General features: G+C 65.5%; 14 protein-coding genes and 2 tRNA genes. 3 read left to right on the top strand and 13 right to left on the bottom strand.

All coding sequences use genetic code 11. The features are described 5' to 3' along the window. Positions 1–20 precede the first annotated feature (20 nt). From AC5RU3_RS01770 to AC5RU3_RS01725, 10 genes are all read right to left on the bottom strand, one after another. On the bottom strand, positions 21–2,576 hold the full coding sequence (locus AC5RU3_RS01770; protein ID WP_493964727.1) for an AMP-binding protein: 2,556 nt from the start codon (positions 2,574–2,576) through the stop codon (positions 21–23). A 5-nt stretch (positions 2,577–2,581) separates the two neighbouring features. Beyond that, positions 2,582–3,730: an ABC transporter ATP-binding protein gene (locus tag AC5RU3_RS01765; protein WP_309071449.1), complete on the bottom strand. Its 1,149-nt coding sequence runs from the start codon at positions 3,728–3,730 to the stop codon at positions 2,582–2,584. After that, entirely contained in the window at positions 3,720–5,414 is a 1,695-nt protein-coding gene (locus tag AC5RU3_RS01760; protein ID WP_309071450.1) for an ABC transporter permease, read from the bottom strand. The genes AC5RU3_RS01765 and AC5RU3_RS01760 overlap by 11 nt, the downstream gene beginning before the upstream one ends. Next, entirely contained in the window at positions 5,411–6,439 is a 1,029-nt protein-coding gene (locus tag AC5RU3_RS01755) for an extracellular solute-binding protein (protein ID WP_493964726.1), read from the bottom strand. Before AC5RU3_RS01755 ends, AC5RU3_RS01760 begins: the two co-directional genes overlap by 4 nt. Positions 6,440–6,587: 148 nt before the next feature. Continuing rightward, complete coding sequence (locus AC5RU3_RS01750) at positions 6,588–7,502, bottom strand: DUF2797 domain-containing protein (protein WP_458115469.1); 915 nt, start codon at positions 7,500–7,502, stop codon at positions 6,588–6,590. Between the two features lie 91 nt (positions 7,503–7,593). Next, a complete protein-coding gene (locus tag AC5RU3_RS01745; protein ID WP_309071452.1) occupies positions 7,594–8,160 on the bottom strand; it encodes a type 1 glutamine amidotransferase domain-containing protein in 567 nt (188 codons plus the stop codon). 67 nt (positions 8,161–8,227) lie between these two features. Further along, positions 8,228–9,652 carry a MinD/ParA family ATP-binding protein gene (locus AC5RU3_RS01740; RefSeq protein WP_309071453.1) on the bottom strand — a complete coding sequence of 475 codons (1,425 nt, stop codon included), beginning with the start codon at positions 9,650–9,652 and terminating at the stop codon, positions 8,228–8,230. 126 nt (positions 9,653–9,778) lie between these two features. Continuing rightward, positions 9,779–9,852, bottom strand: a tRNA-Met gene (locus AC5RU3_RS01735). A gap of 55 nt (positions 9,853–9,907) precedes the next feature. Next, positions 9,908–9,979: transfer RNA gene (locus tag AC5RU3_RS01730), tRNA-Thr, on the bottom strand. A 152-nt stretch (positions 9,980–10,131) separates the two neighbouring features. Beyond that, positions 10,132–12,036 (bottom strand): DEAD/DEAH box helicase, encoded by a 1,905-nt coding sequence (locus AC5RU3_RS01725; protein ID WP_309071454.1) that lies wholly within the window; start codon positions 12,034–12,036, stop codon positions 10,132–10,134. Between the two features lie 424 nt (positions 12,037–12,460). On the opposite strand from AC5RU3_RS01725, the gene AC5RU3_RS01720 reads away from it, so the two are divergent. After that, positions 12,461–14,233, top strand: a complete 1,773-nt coding sequence (locus AC5RU3_RS01720; RefSeq protein ID WP_493964725.1) for a BCCT family transporter — start codon at positions 12,461–12,463, stop codon at positions 14,231–14,233. 23 nt (positions 14,234–14,256) lie between these two features. Here AC5RU3_RS01720 and AC5RU3_RS01715 read toward each other — a convergent pair whose 3' ends face one another. Both AC5RU3_RS01715 and AC5RU3_RS01710 read right to left on the bottom strand, forming a co-directional pair. After that, positions 14,257–14,922, bottom strand: a complete 666-nt coding sequence (locus tag AC5RU3_RS01715) for an MOSC domain-containing protein (protein ID WP_493964724.1) — start codon at positions 14,920–14,922, stop codon at positions 14,257–14,259. Positions 14,923–14,957: 35 nt separating this feature from the next. Beyond that, positions 14,958–15,707 (bottom strand): SDR family oxidoreductase, encoded by a 750-nt coding sequence (locus AC5RU3_RS01710; RefSeq protein WP_309071457.1) that lies wholly within the window; start codon positions 15,705–15,707, stop codon positions 14,958–14,960. A gap of 65 nt (positions 15,708–15,772) precedes the next feature. Between AC5RU3_RS01710 and AC5RU3_RS01705 the strand changes: the two genes are divergently transcribed. Continuing rightward, on the top strand, positions 15,773–16,945 hold the full coding sequence (locus tag AC5RU3_RS01705) for an amidohydrolase (RefSeq protein ID WP_309071458.1): 1,173 nt from the start codon (positions 15,773–15,775) through the stop codon (positions 16,943–16,945). 3 nt (positions 16,946–16,948) lie between these two features. Continuing rightward, the gene (locus tag AC5RU3_RS01700; protein WP_493964723.1) at positions 16,949–17,401 is read left to right on the top strand and encodes a hypothetical protein; all 453 of its coding nucleotides are present in this window, start codon (positions 16,949–16,951) and stop codon (positions 17,399–17,401) included. A gap of 6 nt (positions 17,402–17,407) precedes the next feature. On the opposite strand, the gene AC5RU3_RS01695 is transcribed toward AC5RU3_RS01700, so the two are convergent. After that, positions 17,408–17,998, bottom strand: a complete 591-nt coding sequence (locus tag AC5RU3_RS01695) for a TIGR03086 family metal-binding protein (protein ID WP_493964722.1) — start codon at positions 17,996–17,998, stop codon at positions 17,408–17,410. Positions 17,999–18,015: the final 17 nt, after the last annotated feature.

Genomic DNA, 18,015 nt, shown 5'->3' with positions numbered 1-18,015 from the left:
CAGAATGTGGCACCACCGGATCAGACGGCCACTTCGTGCCGTCCACGCAGTCGGCTCGAAGACCACCGGACCCAACCCGGCACCCGCATCACCAACACCCAATAGAGCACCCCGGCAACGAGCGAGGCGGCCACGGCCACCGCAGGATGCATGGCTTCCAGATGCGGGAACACCAGCCAGTGGGTGAGGTAGATGTACAGAGACGCACTGGCCAGGACCACGGTGAAGCGCTGCAGACTCCGGGGAACCGGCAGGGTCCGCAACCAGACGAGCACCAGCAGGCCAACCAGCAGTGTCATCTCGCGGAGCTGGTCGTGGAAGAAGAAGCCCGGCACGCATGAAAGAACGACGGCGGTGATGAGGCACCGGTGCACGACCGTCCGTGACTGGGCGGCCGCCCACCCGAGAGCGAACAGCCACAGCGCGGGAGCGGTATTTGGCAGGTCCAGATCGACGATGTTGAACCGCGTCAGCAAGCCGATGGCCACCAGCCCGAGCGGGAAACCCAGGGGGAAGCGCCGCTCCAGGCGCGCGACCGGCGGAATAGCGAGCAGCACAACGGCGCAGACAAGGAGGTAGGTCAGAACCTCCACGAACCAGAAGTGCCACTCCGGGGTCACCTCCTGGGGACCCACCATCGCGTTCAGGAGGAAGATGTTCGCAACGCTGTAGTGATCCGTGATGACGTAGCCGACGGCGATGAGCGCCATGCTGGGTACCACAATGCGGGCGATGCTGACCAGCTGTCTGCGCAGCCGTTCACCGCGCTCGCCCTGCAGCTGGAACCGCGCGAAGTTATAGCCGGCGGCAGCCATCAGCACGTGGGCTGTGCCCTCCCAGTGGAACAGTCCGATGTGTGTGCTGATGATGAGGATGATGGCAACTGCGCGCAGAACGATGCTCGATTCGATGGCGGCGAAGAACCGGCGGCGCCGGCCCGGGGAGCCGCCTTGCTCGAGTTCAGCGGCAGTTCGCAGGTGCCAATCGGCAGGCAGGGTGCCAAGAGCATTCTCCAGCCGGACCGACGTCGCGACATATGACAGTGAGTCGCCTCCCAGCGACACAAAGGTGCTGTCGCCGCTGACGGCGGAAACCTCCAGCTGCTCCGCCAGAATGGTTCGTACGTCCTGCGGTCCTTCCTTCCGCCCCGGCTGTGCCCTGAGCGATGGCTCCCCAGGTTCTGCAAGGGCCAGCACAGCCTGATAATCCGCTTTCCCGCTGTTGAGCCGCGGAAGGCTCTCCACTGCGTACATCTTCAGGGCGCCGCGCGGGATGCCGAGCTCGCGGGCCAACACCTTCCGGAGCAGGTCGGGTTCGTGATCGCCCTGGACAGCGACGACCAGGAGTTCGTCCTTGCCAGCGCAGGTGGAGTCGACTCCGAACCCGGCGAGGATTTGCTCTACGCGTCCAAGGTCGACGCGCAGGCCGGCGATCTTGATGAACCGGCTGCGGCGCCCTACCACCTCGTACAGGCCGTCCGGGTGACGCCGGGCAAGGTCACCGGTCCGCAGCTCGTTCACGGTGCGCCCGTCGGCGAGGTCGGCAGGGTCCATCGCGTAGCCGAGCATGACGTTGGGACCGGTGTAGACGAGCTCTCCGTCCTCCAACCCCGGAACCGGGTCAATCCTGAAACTTCCTCCTGGCACCGGGACGCCGATCCTGGACGGATTCCGCGCTGCAAGGGCGGGCGGCAGGTAAGCCATCCGCGCGGTGGCTTCGGTCTGCCCGTACATGACGAACAGCTCCCAACCCCGTTCCTCGCCCAGCTGCGCGTACCGCTGCACCAGCTCGGGAGCGAGTCTGCCGCCGGCCTGCGTCACGTACCGCAGCGTCGGCAGGTCCATAGCGTCGAAGCCCACGCGTTCCAGCAACTCGAACGTGTACGGCACGGCTGCAAAAGCGGTTGCCTTGGTGCTGCGGAACAGCTCCCAGAAGCAGGGGTCCACCACGGAGAGGTCTGTGAGGACCACCGATGCACCGCTGAGGAGGTGGCTGTTGATGACCGAGAGGCCGTAGCAGTACGACATGGGCAGAGTGGTCACGGCGCGGTCTGCCTGTCCGATCCTGAGGTACTCCGCAATCGCCGCGGCGTTGGCCTCCAGGTTCCGGTGCGAGAGCCGGACCAGCTTGGGTGAGCCCGTCGAGCCGGACGTGCTCAGCAGGAGGGCGAGATCAGGATGGAGGTCATGTCCTGTCCCAACGCGAACTTCCTTCAGGCTCGGTCGCCCGTCCCCCTCCCCTGCTGCCATGACAACGTCGGGATCGAAGTTATCCCTGATCGAATCGGCGGCTGAGGGCTTGTCCCCGGGAACCAGGATGACAGGATGCCCGCCGGAGAGTGCAGCAAGGTACGCGACGAGAGAGTCGACGTCGTTGGTTGCGGCGAGCAGTACCAGGCGACGGACGGGACCGAGGCGGTCCGCGACCGCTTCCACCCGCTCCGCCAGCTGCCGGTAGGTGAGAGTCCCGGACTCAGTGACGACGGCGGGCCGGTCGGCGAAGCGGGCGAGTCCGGCTGCGAAAGCCACAGAACGGGTTGCAGCTTCCAGGGGCAGAGTCTGCGTTGTGATCGACACGGGTGCTACCTCGAGGTGGGGACGGGCGACGGCTCCGGCAGCTGCAGTGCGCGGCCGGCGGCGGCAATCGGGGGCTCGGTGACGGCTCGGTCATTGACCAGCAGGGTGGGGGATGTTCCGGGAGCGACAGTCACGCTGACCCGGGTCCCGGGTGCATAGCGGACGTGGTGCGGCTGCCAGGACCGCAAGGTCCTGCCGGATGCCAGACGGACGTGGTGCAGGACGAAGGCGCCCCGATACTCCTGGGACACGACTTGCGCAGACGCACTCGGATCGAGGGCGAGCGCTACTTCGTGAGGCCGGAGCACAACGTCGACATCGACGTCGCAGTTCGCCCAGCCCGGCACCGTCGAGACCACACCGATCTCGCAGGTCAGCAGCGCATTGTGAACATTCGCCGGGAGGAAGTCCGCGTCTCCCATGAAGGACGCCACGAATCGTGTGCTCGGTTGCTCGAAGACCCGTTCGGGCGTATCAGCCTGCTCAATCACGCCGTCACGCATCACCACCACGCGGTCCCCCACGGAAAGCGCTTCGGTCTGGTCATGGGTTACGAGCAGGCTGGTGGTGCCCGTTTCCTGTAACACCGCGACAATATCCGAGCGCACCCTGCCGCGCAGGGTCTCGTCCAGGCTGGAGAACGGCTCGTCCAGGAGGACGACGGCGGGGCGGGGCGCCAAGGCACGCGCAAGGGCGACGCGCTGCTGCTCTCCACCCGAGAGCTCGTGCGGATAACGGGCAGCAAGGTGGTTCAGGCGCACCAGTTCCAGGACCTCGGCAACGCGCTGCTCCCTTTCTCTGGCCGGCAGGCGATTGACCCCGAAGGCGACGTTCCGGGCGACGGTGAGATTGGGGAACAGTGCGTGGTCCTGGAAGACCAGTCCCACCCGGCGTCGTTCGGGTTCCTGGAACCGCCGCCGGTCGGCAACCACCTCCCCAGCGATCGAGATCGATCCGGAGTCCGGGCGCTCAAGGCCGGCAATCAGCCGAAGCATGGTCGACTTTCCACACCCTGACGGCCCGATCACGGTCACCAATTCACCGGCTGCCACCGTCAGATCCAGTGCTTTGGCTGCCGAGACTCCGCCGTACCGCCTGCTGATTCCCTCAAGCATCAGCGCCGGCGTCGTGACGTCGATCAGGTTACTGGCCATGCGCCACCGCTCCGTTCTTGAGGCCGGCCGTCCGGCGGAAAAGGAAGTACACGGGAATCACTGCCACCACGACGATCCCCAGGGCGGGCAGCGCTGCCTTCTCCCAGAAGTTTTCACGGGCGAGCTCGTAGACCCATACAGAGATGGTGGTGAAACCGAACGGCCGAAGCAGGAGCACGATCGGCAGTTCCTTCACGGCGTCGATCGCCACCAGAACCAGCGCTACGGCTGCACCGCGGCGGGCCAGCGGGAGGTGTACGCGGGTCAGGAGCCTGCGCGGCGTCGACCCGAGACTCAGCGCCGAGAAGGTGAGGGCGGGAGAGATTTTGGCGAAGCTGGCGTCCACAGCCTGGTAGGCAGGGGCAAGGAACCTCACGAGGTAGGCGAAAAGGATGCCGGCTACTGAGCCGGTCACGAGCAGTCCGGTCCCACCCGGGACTCCTGCAACCTCGAGCCACTCATCCAGCCGGGCGAAAGCAATGAGCACACCGATACCGATCACCGCGCCCGGCACGGCATAACCGAAGGTGGTGAGCTGCGCTGCCGCTGCCACAACCGGGCCGCCGCCCAGCCGCTGTGCGTGTCCGATCATCAGCGCGAGCGCTGCACACAACAGGGCAGCAATCGAGGCAACGGCAATGCTGTTCACGAGGTATTCGGCGAAGCGCGGATCCAGCAACGGCTCGGAACCGCCGACGGCCTCGCCGATCGCCCATCCGACCAGCTGGGCAACAGGAAGGGCGAAACCCGCGCCGAGCACGGCCAGGCCCACGAAAGCGGCTGCCCAGCCGGTCCAACCGGTGAGCCGCCGGGCACGCAGCCCTTCGCCGCGGCCATGCTTCTGGTGGAAGCGGGAGCGTCCGCGGAGGAGCCGTTCGCCGGCCAGGACCGCGACCGCGAACAGGAGCACAAGCATCGAGAGCTGCGTTGCTGCCTGGAACTCGAAGCTGCCCTTCCACACCAGGTAAACCCCGACGGCGACGGTCTGGACATTGAAGTACTGGACGGTTGCGAAGTCCGTCAGGGTTTCCATCATCACCAGCGCAAGGGCAGCTGCAAGCGAGGGCCTCGCCATGGGCACCACCACTCTCCACAGCGTCCGTGAGCGGCTGGCACCGAGGGTGCGTGCGGCGTCGTACGTTGTGGCGCTCTGCTCAACCAGCGCCGAACGGGCCAGGAGGTAGACATACGGATAGAGCGTCAGTGACATCACGACGACGGCGCCGAGCAGGGTTCGAACCTCCGGCAACCAGGCGCCGGGGCCAAGGACCGTGCGCAGGAATGACTGCACCGGTCCGCCCACGTCGAAGGTGGAGAGGAAGACAAAACCGAGGATGTAGGCCGGCATGGCCAGCGGCAGCACCAGCGCCCACGAGAGCAGGTTGCGGAGGGGAAAATCGTAGGCGGTGACCAGCCAGGCCAACCCGCCCCCGATCAGCAGCGTGCCGGTGCCCACCCCCGCCATCAGGAGAACCGTGGTGAGGATCATGGGACCGATGTCCTGCGGCAGGCTGCCGGAGTTCAGGCTTCCCAGCCCGTCGATCACCACCGCGACGACCGGAGTTGCCACCAGCAGGGCTGCCAGCAGGACTGCCGCCGACCACAGCGGACGGCCGTTCCCGGTCAGCAGGCGCCGGCGCCTGCCGGAAACGGCGGCGTCAACCAGGACAGCCGGGTCACTCACTTGTAGCCGGCCTCAGCCAGTACGTCGATCGCTTCGGCATTCAGGTCACCGTACGCTTCAGCGTTCAGCGGCATGCGGTTGAACTCACCGAATCCGGCGATGACCGGTTCGGGCTCGGCCTCCGGATTGACCGGAAACTCATGGTTGGCGTCGACGAAGGAATTCTGTCCCGTCGTGGCGAGCCACTCGATCAGTTGCTGCGCCTGCTCGGCGTTGTCGGAGTCGGCGACGATGCCCGCCCCGGAGATATTGACATGGGTACCGGCGCCCTCCTGGCTTGCCCAGTAGAGGTCCACGGCAAGGTCAGGGTTTTCTCCGAGGGTGCGGGCCAGGTAGTAGTGGTTGTTGATTCCCACGTCGCAGGCGCCGGCGTCGATCGCTTCGAGCAGCAGGACGTCATTGCTCATAATGTCCACCTCATTGGCGACCCACCCTTCGACGATTTCGAGGGCACGGTCGCGTCCGTGCAGGTCGATGAGGCTCGCAACGAGTGACTGGGTGTACGACGAGGTGGCGTCGCGCATGCAGAGCCGCCCCTTCCACTTCGGGTCGGCCAGTCCCGCGTAGCTGTCCGAGGCGTCGAATTCTGCCGGATCGACGTTGTCCGGGTTGTAGGTCAGGGTCCTCGCCCTCATGGCGAGTCCGAACCACTGCCCTTCGGGGTCGCGAAGATCCTCCGGCACGGCTTCGTCCAGCGTGGCCGACGACGTCGCGGCCAGCACATCCTGACGGGCAGCGTTCCAGAGGTTGCCGGCGTCCACGGTCATGAAAACGTCGGCAGGCGTGTCGCTTCCTTCCGCCTTGAGCCGCTCGAGCAACTCGGCATCATCACCGGTGATGAACTCAACGCTGATGCCGGTTTCATCGGTGAATTCGCCGAACGCACCCTCCAGGTCATAGTGCCGGGCCGTGTAGATCTGCAGGTCGGCAGGCGCACTGCCAATGCCAAGGACGCCGCAGCCCGACAGCGCCAGCATGGGGATGGTGAATGCAGCGCAGGCAGCAGCGAGCTTCGGTCGGTTCATGAGTTGGTACTCCTGGAGGTAGCGGCAGCGGCCGCAGGCAAACGAACAAAGGTAAGCCTAACCGAACCTGTGTTTGCCCAGCGAATAGTGTTTCCCCAGGTGCTTCACATCCGCCTTCCCCCTCGTGTGGGATTCCCGGGCGGAGTCCTCAGAACAACTCGTCCTGGACGGCAACCGGCGCGGACCGGAATTCGCCAAGCTCAATACGGCGTCCGCGCAACAATGTGAGGTTCAGCAGGAAGCGAGCTTCCGGAAGCTCGAACAGCGCGGTCTGCCCGAGGAGCGCCAGCACCCGTCCCCCGTGGTCCCCGGCGTCAAGGCTGAGAGGGTAGACCGGCGCCCGCGCCGTGAGCACCACGGGCCAACTTTCCGGTGCCTCCCACTGCTCCTCCACCGCCTCGAACCCGTCGATATCCATCCCCTGGGCAAGCAGGGCCTGGACGACGCCGGCGGCCTCCCGGTTCTCTTTGTCCACTTCCGGCGATGCCAGGGGGCGGAAGAGCGCGGCAGTCTTCGTTGCCGACCGCACAGCCTGCGGCAGGCCGGCATGCCGGGTGACTGCGTCTTCAAGGACCCGGACAACGCGGCCGTCCTCGGCGTGGGCAACGTAGCGGGCGACGACGGCTCCCTGTTCCGCGAGCCGGGTCCACTTGCTGCGGTCCGATGCCGTGCCCACCTTGGTGGAGCCGTCAGCGAATGTGGCGACATACAGCCAGTGGTCCTGCGCGAGGTAGGCGGTGAGGCCCTCGGGCGCCACACCCGAGCGGTGCACGTCGTGCATGAACCGGAAGTCGTCCCGGGCGAAGCAGGGTCCGCACTGGTAACCGCGGTCAGCCGTCCGTTGTTCGGGACAGGGAAAGGATCGGCGTCCGTTGGCGCCAAGCGCCTTGGAATAACCGAGGCAGAACCGCTCTCCGCTGCGGCTGAGGATCCGGAAGCCCAGGAAAGTCGGCAGACCGGTCAGAGGCATGGGCGTCACAGCGCCCTGCGGGCTGGCGAGCGTCAGTGATGGGCCGGACCTGCTCCAGGACACGCCGTGGCACAGGAAAGGTCCGGTAAGCATGTCGCCACGCTACCGGACCTGTGGTTGAAGCCGCCCGGCCGCCACGCAAACCGTCAGGGACGGGGCAGCCGGGCGAAACAAAGGAGGAGGGTCAGGCGGTCTGCCCCTCGTGCGGACCCTCGGCGATCTCCTCGAGCACCTTGTCGTTGAAGGCCGGGAGGTCATCGGGGTTACGGCTCGTCACGAAGCCCTGGTCCACCACAACCTCATCATCGGTCCACTGCGCGCCGGCATTTCTGAGGTCGGTCTCAAGCGTGTGGTAGGACGTCATGGAGCGTCCGCTCACCACACCGGCCTCAATGAGCAGCCACGCCGCGTGGCAGATCGCCGCGACGGGCTTGTGCTGCTCGAAGAAGCTGCGGGTGAAGGCCTGCGCGTCCTTGTCAACGCGCAGGTGATCGGCGTTGACGACTCCACCGGGCAGTACCAGCGCGTCGAAGTCCTCAGCCTTCGCCTGGCTCACCGTGAGGTCGACGGGGAACGTATCGCCCTTCTCGGTGCCGTTGAAGCCCTGCACTGAACCCTCGCTGGGGGCTACGAGCGTTGGCACTCCACCGGCGCCCTTGACGGCTTCCCAGGGGCTGGTCAGCTCGACCTGTTCGACGCCGTCCGTGAGCAGGAAGGCCACTTTCTTGCCCGAAATATCGTGCATAGTCATGCTTCCTCCATTCCGTTGGCTTGCATATCCAGCCTAGGAATGATCGGAATGATAAGCAAGCTGAGTATCAGAGCCCGTCGGCAACAGCGGCGGCGGCGGCGAGCCACGAGCTCTGGGTCGCCGGCTTGAGAGCCCCCCATCGGATGCGGCCCTTCAGCAAGGCCACGTCGTACGGGATGGTCACTGCCGCGCGGGCCAGCTGTCCGAATCCATCGGCGATGTGCTGCGCCTGCGCTGCGGTACCGTTCTTGTCCGACTGGCTGACTATGACGACGGCGTTCTGCGACAGTTGGGCGTACTTGCCGCCGCGGCCGCGCAGCGCCTCGAGCAAAAGGGCGCCGGCTTCCGCATGTTCCTCAAGCGTGGTGGTAGCGATCACCAGCTGGTCGGTGTGGTGAATCATGCGCAGCCAGCGCTCTGCCGTTTCATCGTTCCCGGAGTCGACGATGTTCAGGCGGAAATACTTGGACGCCACCTCGTGGAGAGCGTCGAAGTCGTCAGCGGTGATCTTCTGTTCGGAGGCGAGCACGTCCGGCTTGGACCGGAGGACGTCGTACTTGTCTTCCGTCTGGTGGTGGACATACCGGGCGAGCAGCGCGGACTGCGCCGAGGGTGCCAGCAGCTGGCTGGTCTCGGGCAGCAGATCCATGACCGAGGAGTTGTGCGGGCCCTGCTCGGTCCGCCAGCCGAGGGTGCCGCGGGTTTCGTTGTTGTCCCAGGCGAGCACCGGTCCCCCACCGTTCCGCGCGAAGACGGCGGCAAGCATCACGGTGGTCGGGGTCTTGTTGGCGCCGCCCTTGCCGTTCACCACGGAGATGGTGCGCGGGCCGGGCCAGTGCTGGCTCACGGCGCGGGTATGGGCACGTGCAGTGAGCTCCCGCTGTGACGGGGCCATACGGATGCCCAGGCGCGAGAGCAGCCCCCGCAGTCCCGTTTCTGCGGGGATAGTGCCGTTATCTGCGGCGAGGAAGGAACGACGTCGGCCCTCTTCCTGCCTCCGCGTCTGTCGGGGAGGATCGGCGGGAGCGCTCGGGACGGTGGGAACAACCGGCACCTCAGTGACCGGCGTCGTGGTTCGGGTACCCGTTTCCGACTGCATTGCGTCCTCGGATGCTGCGGAAGGGGCTGCCACCGGTGCCGGGGGCACCGTACTCACCGCGACCGGTGCCTGCTGGGGAAGAACAACGGGGACCGACATGGTCCGGACGCTGTGGGCTGACTCGTCGAAACGGATGTCGAGCACCGGGCGGCGGACTGTGTCCTCGACCGGCTCTGCCGCCGGAGACTGGGCTGGTGCCGGCTGGGCTGGCGCCGGGGACTGCGCTGGTACCGGCTGGGCAGCCTGCGGTGCGGGTGTCAGGCGGTCCGCGAACCGAGGGACTTCCGAGATGGGACCTGTGCCCGGTTCACGTCCGGAGCGGCGTCGGCTTGCGCGGGTCGGAAAATCTTCCGGGTTTTCGCCCGGCCCCCAGGCCGAATCGTTATCAGTCATGGTTCCTTGTCCTGTCGATGTGCCTCGGGCCCATACTATAAGGAGGCTGACCACAGCCCGCCCGCAGCGGGACCAGCCGAAAACACAGCAGGCCGACAGCTCTCTGAGCCGCCGGCCTGGTATCTGTAGCGGTGGCGGGACTCGATCCCGCGACCTCACGATTATGAGTCGTGCGCTCTAACCAGCTGAGCTACACCGCCACAAATGAGACTGCCCGCATTCAATCTTACGATCTTCAGCGGGCCTCCCATTTCGAGCCCCCCACCGGAATCGATCCGGTGACCTCGTTCTTACCAAGAACGCGCTCTACCACTGAGCTAGGGGGGCAACAGCAGAAAACTTTACCAGCTAAATCGCGTGCTGAAAAATCGAGCCCCAGGGGCCCGTTTGGGAGCTGAACCGACCCCAGAAACAACGACGCCGGTCTCCGCAATTGCGGAAGACCGGCGTCGTTCTAGTTCCCTACAGGGAGAGCAAAATCACCACTTGTCGCGACGGCCGGTGCCGGCGCCGGCACCCTTCTTGTGACGGGCCTTGCGGTCGTCGGAGCCAAAGCCGCGGTCATTGTGCGTTCCCTCGCTGCGGAAGTCACTGCCGTGGGAGCGCTCGGCGCGGAAGTCGCCGTCCCCCTTGCGGTGCGGCTTCTTGAAGTCGCCGGCGGGACGCTCGCGGTTGGGGCGGCGCCCCTTGTCCAGCTCGAGGTGGATCAGCTCGCCGCCGATGCGGGTCTTGGACAGCGCACGCCACTGGTCCTTGGAAAGCTCGGCTGGGAGCTCGACCAGGGTGTGGTCCGCACGGATGTCAATCCCGCCGATTTGCGACGACGATAGTCCACCTTCGTTGGCGATGGCGCCAACGATGGAGCCGGGCATGACGCGCTGGCGACGGCCGACTGCGATGCGGTAGGTCGCATTGCCCTCGGTGAGGGTGCGCGTGGGGCCGCGGGAGCCGAAGGCGTCCTTGCGTCCGCCTGCGCGTTCCTTCTGACCGACAGGTGCCTGCGGGATGTCCTTGACCAGGAGCGGGTTTCCGCCCTGAGCCATGACGGCCAGTGCAGCAGCAATCTCCGCCGCGGGCACATTGTGCTCATCCTCGTAGTTCGCGATCAGGTCACGGAAGATCGAGACGTCCTCGGTGGCGAGGGTCTCCGTGATGCGCTCCGCAAACTTGTTCAGGCGCAGCTCGTTGACGGCCTCCGTCGACGGCAGGTGCATCTGTTCCACCGGCTGGCGGGTTGCCTTCTCGATGGAGCGCAGCAGGTACTTCTCACGCGGCGTGATGAACAGGATGGCGTCACCGGAACGGCCTGCACGGCCGGTGCGGCCGATGCGGTGCACGTAGGACTCGGTGTCATGCGGGATGTCGTAGTTGACCACGAGCGAGATGCGCTCGACGTCGAGGCCTCGGGCTGCGACGTCCGTTGCAACGAGGATGTCGATCTTGCCGTCGCGCAATGCCTCGATGGTGCGCTCACGCTGCTGCTGCGGGATGTCACCGTTGATGGCAGCGGCCTGGAAGCCCCGGGAACGCAACTTGTCCGCCAGGTCTTCAGTGGCCATTTTGGTGCGCACAAAGGCGATGATTCCGTCGAAGTCCTCGACCTCAAGGATGCGGGTCATGGCGTCGAGCTTGTGCGGGCCCATGACCTGCAGGAACCGCTGGCGTGTGTTGGCGCCGGTAGTGGTCTTGGACTTGACCGTGATTTCCTGCGGGTTGTTCAGGTACTTCTGGGCGATGCGGCGGATAGCACTCGGCATGGTCGCCGAGAACAGCGCGACCTGCTTGTCCTCCGGGGTTCCGGCGAGGATCTGCTCCACGTCGTCAGCAAAGCCCATGCGCAGCATCTCGTCGGCTTCATCGAGCACGAGGTACTGCAGGTTGGACAGGTCCAGCGATCCCTTGGACAGGTGGTCGATGACACGTCCCGGGGTACCGACAACTACTTGGGCGCCGCGGCGCAGGCCTGCAAGCTGGGGGCCGTAGGCGGAACCGCCGTAGACGGGCAGCACGGTGAAGTTGTCGATGTGCTTGGCGTACGAGGTGAAGGCCTCGGCAACCTGGAGCGCGAGCTCGCGGGTCGGAGCCAGGACCAGGACCTGCGTGAACTTCGCGGGACCGTTGAGGTCTGCCAGCTCGGCCATCTTCGACAGTGCCGGGATGGCGAATGCTGCGGTCTTACCGGTTCCGGTCTGGGCCAGACCGACGACGTCGCGCCCTTCAAGCAGGGCCGGAATGGTGGCTGCCTGGATCGGCGAAGGCTTCTCGTAGCCGACGTCGGAGAGGGCAGCAAGGACGCGGCCATCCAGGTTGAAGTCGGTGAACTTCACGTCCGGAGTTTCGGTTTCGGGGGTGACGGAGGCGTCAGGGGACAGGTTTTCAGGCATGGGGAAGTTGACCTTCACTAGGAGCCGGGCGGCTGCGATGAGCCGTATGAACAGGAAATCCAGCGCTGTTTCAATCCCGCGGCAGGACCTTACATTCCAGCTTCGGCCGCTCTCACAGCGGTGAAGTGCAATGTTCTGATGACCGGCGCTCCCTGAATGAATCTGCCCGCTTTGCTTATCGCTGCGGGCCCCAACACAACCAATCCATGCCGCTTCAGGGCAGGAATAAAGGGAAAACCGGTGTGGGGGATGTTTCAAGTGTAGCGTACTCGCCTGATCCGGTTCCCCACTTCGGCGCCGTCCCGGGCGTGAGGATGCCCACAGGTTGCGATCGGGCGATCTACCGCTCGTTTGCAATGCCTATCCAAGCGCGAAAAACTGGTGATCCGAATTTGCTCACAGCTCGCAGCTTTGAAGGGTCGTCATGAAATCAGAACGGGAATCATCCGCGGAGGAAATGTCGTCCGGGAAGCAGCGAGGCGGCCGCAAGGGCGTGATTCTCGCTCCGAGGATCTTCTGGCCCGCTCTGGTCATCATCCTCGCTGCCGCACTGCTGGCAATTGTCTTTCCCGAGGGCACCGGGTCTGTCCTGTCAGCCGCACAGACCGGAGTGGTAGCGGTCTTCGGCCCCTACTACATTCTTGCCGTCGCAGGATTTGTTGTCTTCTCCGTGTGGATGGGGCTGAGCCGGTTCGGCGATATCAAGCTGGGCAAGGATGACGGCGAGCCGGAGTTCAAGCTGCTCTCCTGGTTTGCGATGCTTTTCGCTGCCGGGATGGGAATTGGTCTCGTCTTCTGGGGCGCAGCGGAGCCGTTGAACTTCTTCGTCAACCCCAAGCCCGGGGTCGAGGGGGATGCAAGGGATCTCGCGAACGCGGCCATGACGCAGACCTACCTGCACTGGGGTTTCCACGCGTGGGCCATCTACGCCGTCGTCGGCCTTTCGCTGGCTTACGCCATTCACCGCAAGGGCAGGCCGGTTTCCATCCGTTGGGCCCTTGAGCCGCTCCTAGGCAACCGGGTGCGCGGACGTGTCGGAGACGTCATCGACATCATCGCGATTGTTGGCACCGTCTTCGGTGTGGCAACCTCGCTCGGGCTCGGAGTGCAGCAGATCTCGGCAGGACTGGTTCAACTGGGAGCGTTCAGTGAGACCTCTGATGCGCTCCTGGTGGGGCTCATCATCGTCATCACCTTCATCGCCATCTTCTCCGTGGTCAGCGGGGTCGACAAGGGCATCAAGTGGCTCTCGAACATCAACCTCGGGATGGCCGGGGTCTTCCTGATCGCTGTCCTGCTCCTCGGCCCCACACTCTTCCTGTTCCGAGAGTTCGTCCAGGCGCTCGGAGGCTACCTGCAGTCCGTCGTGGGACTGACCTTCGATTCGAGCGCGTTCGCCGGACAGGAAGGCCGCGACTGGCAGGGCTCCTGGACCATCTTCTACTGGGGATGGTGGATGTCCTGGGCGCCGTTCGTTGGCCTCTTCATCGCCCGTATCTCCCGCGGGCGCACTGTTCGCGAGTTCGTACTAGGCGTGCTGCTCGTTCCCTCGATGGTCAGTTTCATCTGGTTCGCCGTCATGGGCGGAACCGCAATCGATCGCGCATTCGAGGACTTCAACGGCGGACTGTTCGATCCCGCGGAAGGCATCGTCTCGGAGAACGTTCTGTTCAATCTCCTCGAGGGCCTGCCCCTGGGCGGACTTCTGTCCGTCATTGCCATCGCGTTGGTGGCAATTTTCTTCATCACCTCTTCTGACTCCGGCTCCCTGGTGGTGGACATGCTCGCCTCCGGCGGCGAGACCAATCCACCGAAGTGGAGCCGGGTGCTATGGGCTTCCCTGGAAGGAGCCCTGGCGATCGCACTGTTGCTCGCCGGCGGTCTTGCTGCCCTTCAGACCGGATCGATCCTCACGGCGCTACCCATCAGCGTGGTGATTATCGGCATGTGCATCAGTCTCTACAAAGCCCTACATGCCGAGCACCAATTACTGGTGCGCGCGGAACGTCGTCAACGCCGGGAGGAGTTGCAGCGGGAGATCGGCGAAAGCGTCACCAGTGAATTGTCCGAGAACTTCAGCGAGCACTTCGGCGACCAGGTGGACGACCGCATCGAGACCGCGCTGCCCAGCGAGATCGACACTCGTCCCCGTCCCTGGCTCCCCCGCCGCAGGTCCCGGCCGGAATCACGCACCTAGGCACGCAGTCCGGCACCCAGCGGCTAGGCGGAAACCTGCTGTGCCGGCGCGCGCTGCGCCTGCACGCGGGCGAGCACCTTGGTGACGTCGGGGGTGAGCTTGGCCCCGGCGTCGTGCGCTGCCTGCAGCCTGTCCGCCTGCTCCGGCGAGAGACCGGCAAAAAGCTGGCCGACGGTCACACCGTGCGCCGGGCGGTGTTCGACGACGACGGGGTTCCCCGCCTCGATCTGGCCGCCCTTGACCACGCGGAGATACGTGCCGATCCGGCCCTCGCCCGCGAAGCGCTTCACCCAGTTCGGCTCACCAAGGTAGCGGGCGAAGTTGACGCACGGGGTCCGAGGCTCGGTCACTTCCAGCAGCACCTCCCCGATACGCCACCGTTCGCCGATGACCGCGTGCGACGCCTCAATTCCGGAGACGCGCAGATTCTCTCCGAACTTGCCGGGCTCCATTTCGCGTCCCAGTTCTGCTGACCAGAAGTCGGCGTCCTCCTGGGAGTAGGCATACACGGCCTTGGACGGACCGCCGTGGTGTTTGCGGCTGGCCTGGATGTCGCCGGTGATTCCGAGGGGGTGCACCTTCACAGGCCCTTCGGCCGCCCGTTTGTCGATAGCGGTGACGCCGGTGGAGTCCCTGGTAGGCAGCAGGGCGTGAACGCGGCACACGGCGAGAAGGAGACCAGCAGTCATGGAATGATCCTAACCGGCTGCTTCCGACGGGAACTTCAGGCGGAGAACCCGCCGTCAGCCTTGACGAGCTGACCGCTGATCCAGCGTCCCTGCTGTGAGAGGAGGAAGGCGACGACGCCGGCCACATCCGCCGGTGTGCCCAGCCTTCCGGTTGGCTGCTGCCGGGTAAGCGCTTCGCGCACGTCATCGGTCATCCACCCGGTATCCACCGGACCCGGATTGAGCACGTTGGAACTGATGTTCCGGCCGCCGAGTTCGCGGGCAGCGGCGATGACGATGCGGTCCAGCGCGCCCTTTGACGCACCATACGGGAGGTTATGCACGGTGTGGTCACTTGTCAGTGCGACAATGGCGCCGCCGTCGTCCGGGCACTGCAGTGCGAAGGCGCGGATGAGCTGCCAGGCCGCGCGGACGTTGACCGCGAAGTGACGGTCGAAGCTTTCCAGGGTCGTGTCGAGAATGGACGAGTCAACACTTTCTGTGTGCGAGAGCACCAACCCGGTCAGCGGCCCCAGCTCTGCTGCGTCCTGGATGAGGGCTTCGGCAGCGTCCGGCTGCTCAAGGTCCGCAGGCAGGAGCGTCACCCGCGATCCGATCGCTTCCAGTTCCGCCGCCAGGTCACGGAGCTCCCCGTACGGATCCTCGGCCTGGTTCACGCGCTGGTCGTAAGGGTGCCAGTAGGAGAGCACCAGGTCCCATCCGTCAGCAGCGAGTGCACGGGCTATTCCTGCACCCAGCCCCGCGGTTCGCCCTGCACCTGTCACCAGGGCTGATCGTCGCATCATCGCATCAGTGTAGGCAGACGGTAAGTTTGAGTGTGACCCCCATCATCGGCGAAAGGTCTCCACCCATGACTGTCACAGCATTCATCAACGCGCACGTCGTCCCGATCGAGGGTGAACCCTTCGATGGCACCGTCGTGATGGAAGACGGAAAGATCTCCGCGCTCGGCGCCGACGTCGCGGCACCGGAAGGGGCGGATGTTGTCGACGCCGCCGGCAAATGGCTTCTTCCCGGTTTCGTCGACGCCCATGTGCACCTGGGTACGCACGAAGAGGGCGAAGGCTGGGCGGGCGATGACACCAACGAGATGACCGACCCGGTCACCGCCGGTGTCCGCGCTCTGGATGCCGTGAACCCATTCGACCCCGGCTTCGACGACGCCCTTGCCGGTGGAGTGACAGCCGTAAACATCAATCCCGGGTCCGGCAACCCCATCGGAGGGTTGGCCGTCGCTATCCACACTCACGGCCGGTATATCGAGGAGATGGTGCTCCGCTCCCCCAGCGGGCTAAAGTCGGCTCTCGGCGAGAACCCCAAGCGTGTGTACGGGGAGAAAAAGCAGACGCCGTCCACCCGCCTCGGCACCGCGATGGTGATCCGCAAGGCCTTCATGGACGCCCAGAACTACATGGGCAAGGCGGACGAGAACGCCCGGGACCCCAAGCTGGAGGCACTGGCCATGGTGCTGCGACGCGAGATCCCCTGGCGCCAGCATGCGCACCGCGCGGACGACATCGCAACCGCGCTGCGCATCGCTGACGAGTTCGGCTATGACCTGGTCCTTGACCACGGCACCGAAGCGCATCTGCTCGCGGACGTGCTGGCCGAGCGCGGCGTACCGGTCCTGATCGGTCCGCTGTTCACCACGAAGTCGAAGGTGGAGCTGCGCGGGCGTTCCATTGCCAATCCGGGCAAGTTGGCGAAGGCCGGAGTCGAGATCTCAATCATCACCGACCATCCGGTCATCCCGATCAACTTCCTCGTGCACCAGGCGACGCTGTCCGTGAAGGAGGGCCTGGACCCCGTTACGGCGCTGCGCTCCATCACCATCAACCCCGCAAAGGTGCTCGGGCTGGCAGAGCGCATTGGTTCCCTGGAGCCGGGTAAGGACGCCGACATCGTGCTCTGGAGCGGTGACCCGCTGGACGTCATGCAGCGTGCCCTCACTGTCTGGATCGGCGGCAAAGAGGTCTACCGCTACGACGAAGACGCGCGCACCGGCGTCGTCGCCCCCCGCTGATCCATGGCACGCAAGCCCCGCCCGGACCTTCCCCCGCGGCCGCTTACCATCCGGGCTGCGATCGCCGTGGCGGCGCTGGTCGGCGTACTTTTCCTGATTGCCGCGGGCTCATTCCTGCTGTCGGCGGCTTCGCAGGAGATTGACCGGGCGGGGCTTATCGGCCTCGGCGCACTGCTGGGAAGCATCGCACTTGTTCAGTTGACCCTGGTACTGGGGTTGAGGCGGGGCAAGCGCGGCGCCCGGGAACTTCTGACAACCATCGCGATCATCGTCGGCGTTCCGATCCTCGTGCGCAGGACACCGGGGCTTTCCGTGGTCTCCGCCGTCATGCTCATCGGGGTGGTGCTGATGTGGTTGCCGACGTCGACCGCCTGGTTCCAGCGCATCAGCCCCAAGCCGCAGAACAAGTGGGTGCGGCTAGCCAGCCGGACGGTCAGTCCCTTCCGGAAGCGCTGACAGTGGTCAGCCGGCCGTCGTCCAGTGGGGGTCCCGGCCGCTGAGAGCGATGACGCGTTCGAGTTCGGAGGCGCCGCCTGGCACCGGAACCGCCGGGCCGAATAACCCGTCGCGGGATTCGCCGGGGGCGGACATCGCCTCCACGAACTGGGTTGCAAGGCCGAGCGCGCCGGGATCGCACTCAAAGGCTTGGCCGGTCGCCCGGGCGAGGTCCCAGCCGTGGATGACGAGTTCGTCGGCGGCGACCATCGCGGCTACCGGTCCCGGCAGGTCGACTCCCCCGGCCTGGGTCATGCCCTCCCAGGCGTCGGGGGCACGCCACGCCTCAGCCATCCCCTGCAGCTGAGCTTCGATACGACGGCGCCAGGCTTCACCCAGCGGCGGAGCTTCACCGGTTGGCGGCGCGGACGTCATCGGTCCGAGGTCCTTTGCCGCCGCGGCGGTGAAGGCAAGTGACAGCCCGTCGATGTGCTGCAACAGGACCTCAACGGGGTACTCCCGGCACGGAGTCGGCAGTGCGAGCTGCTCATCAGCGACGCCCTTCACCAGAGCAGCCAGATGCGCCGCTGCCGGACCAAGATCAACCTGTGTGTCCATGCGACCCAGTATGCCGA

The sequence above is a fragment of the Arthrobacter sp. MDB1-55 genome (assembly GCF_059092925.1).
This window is presented reverse-complemented; position numbering and strand designations above follow the sequence as displayed.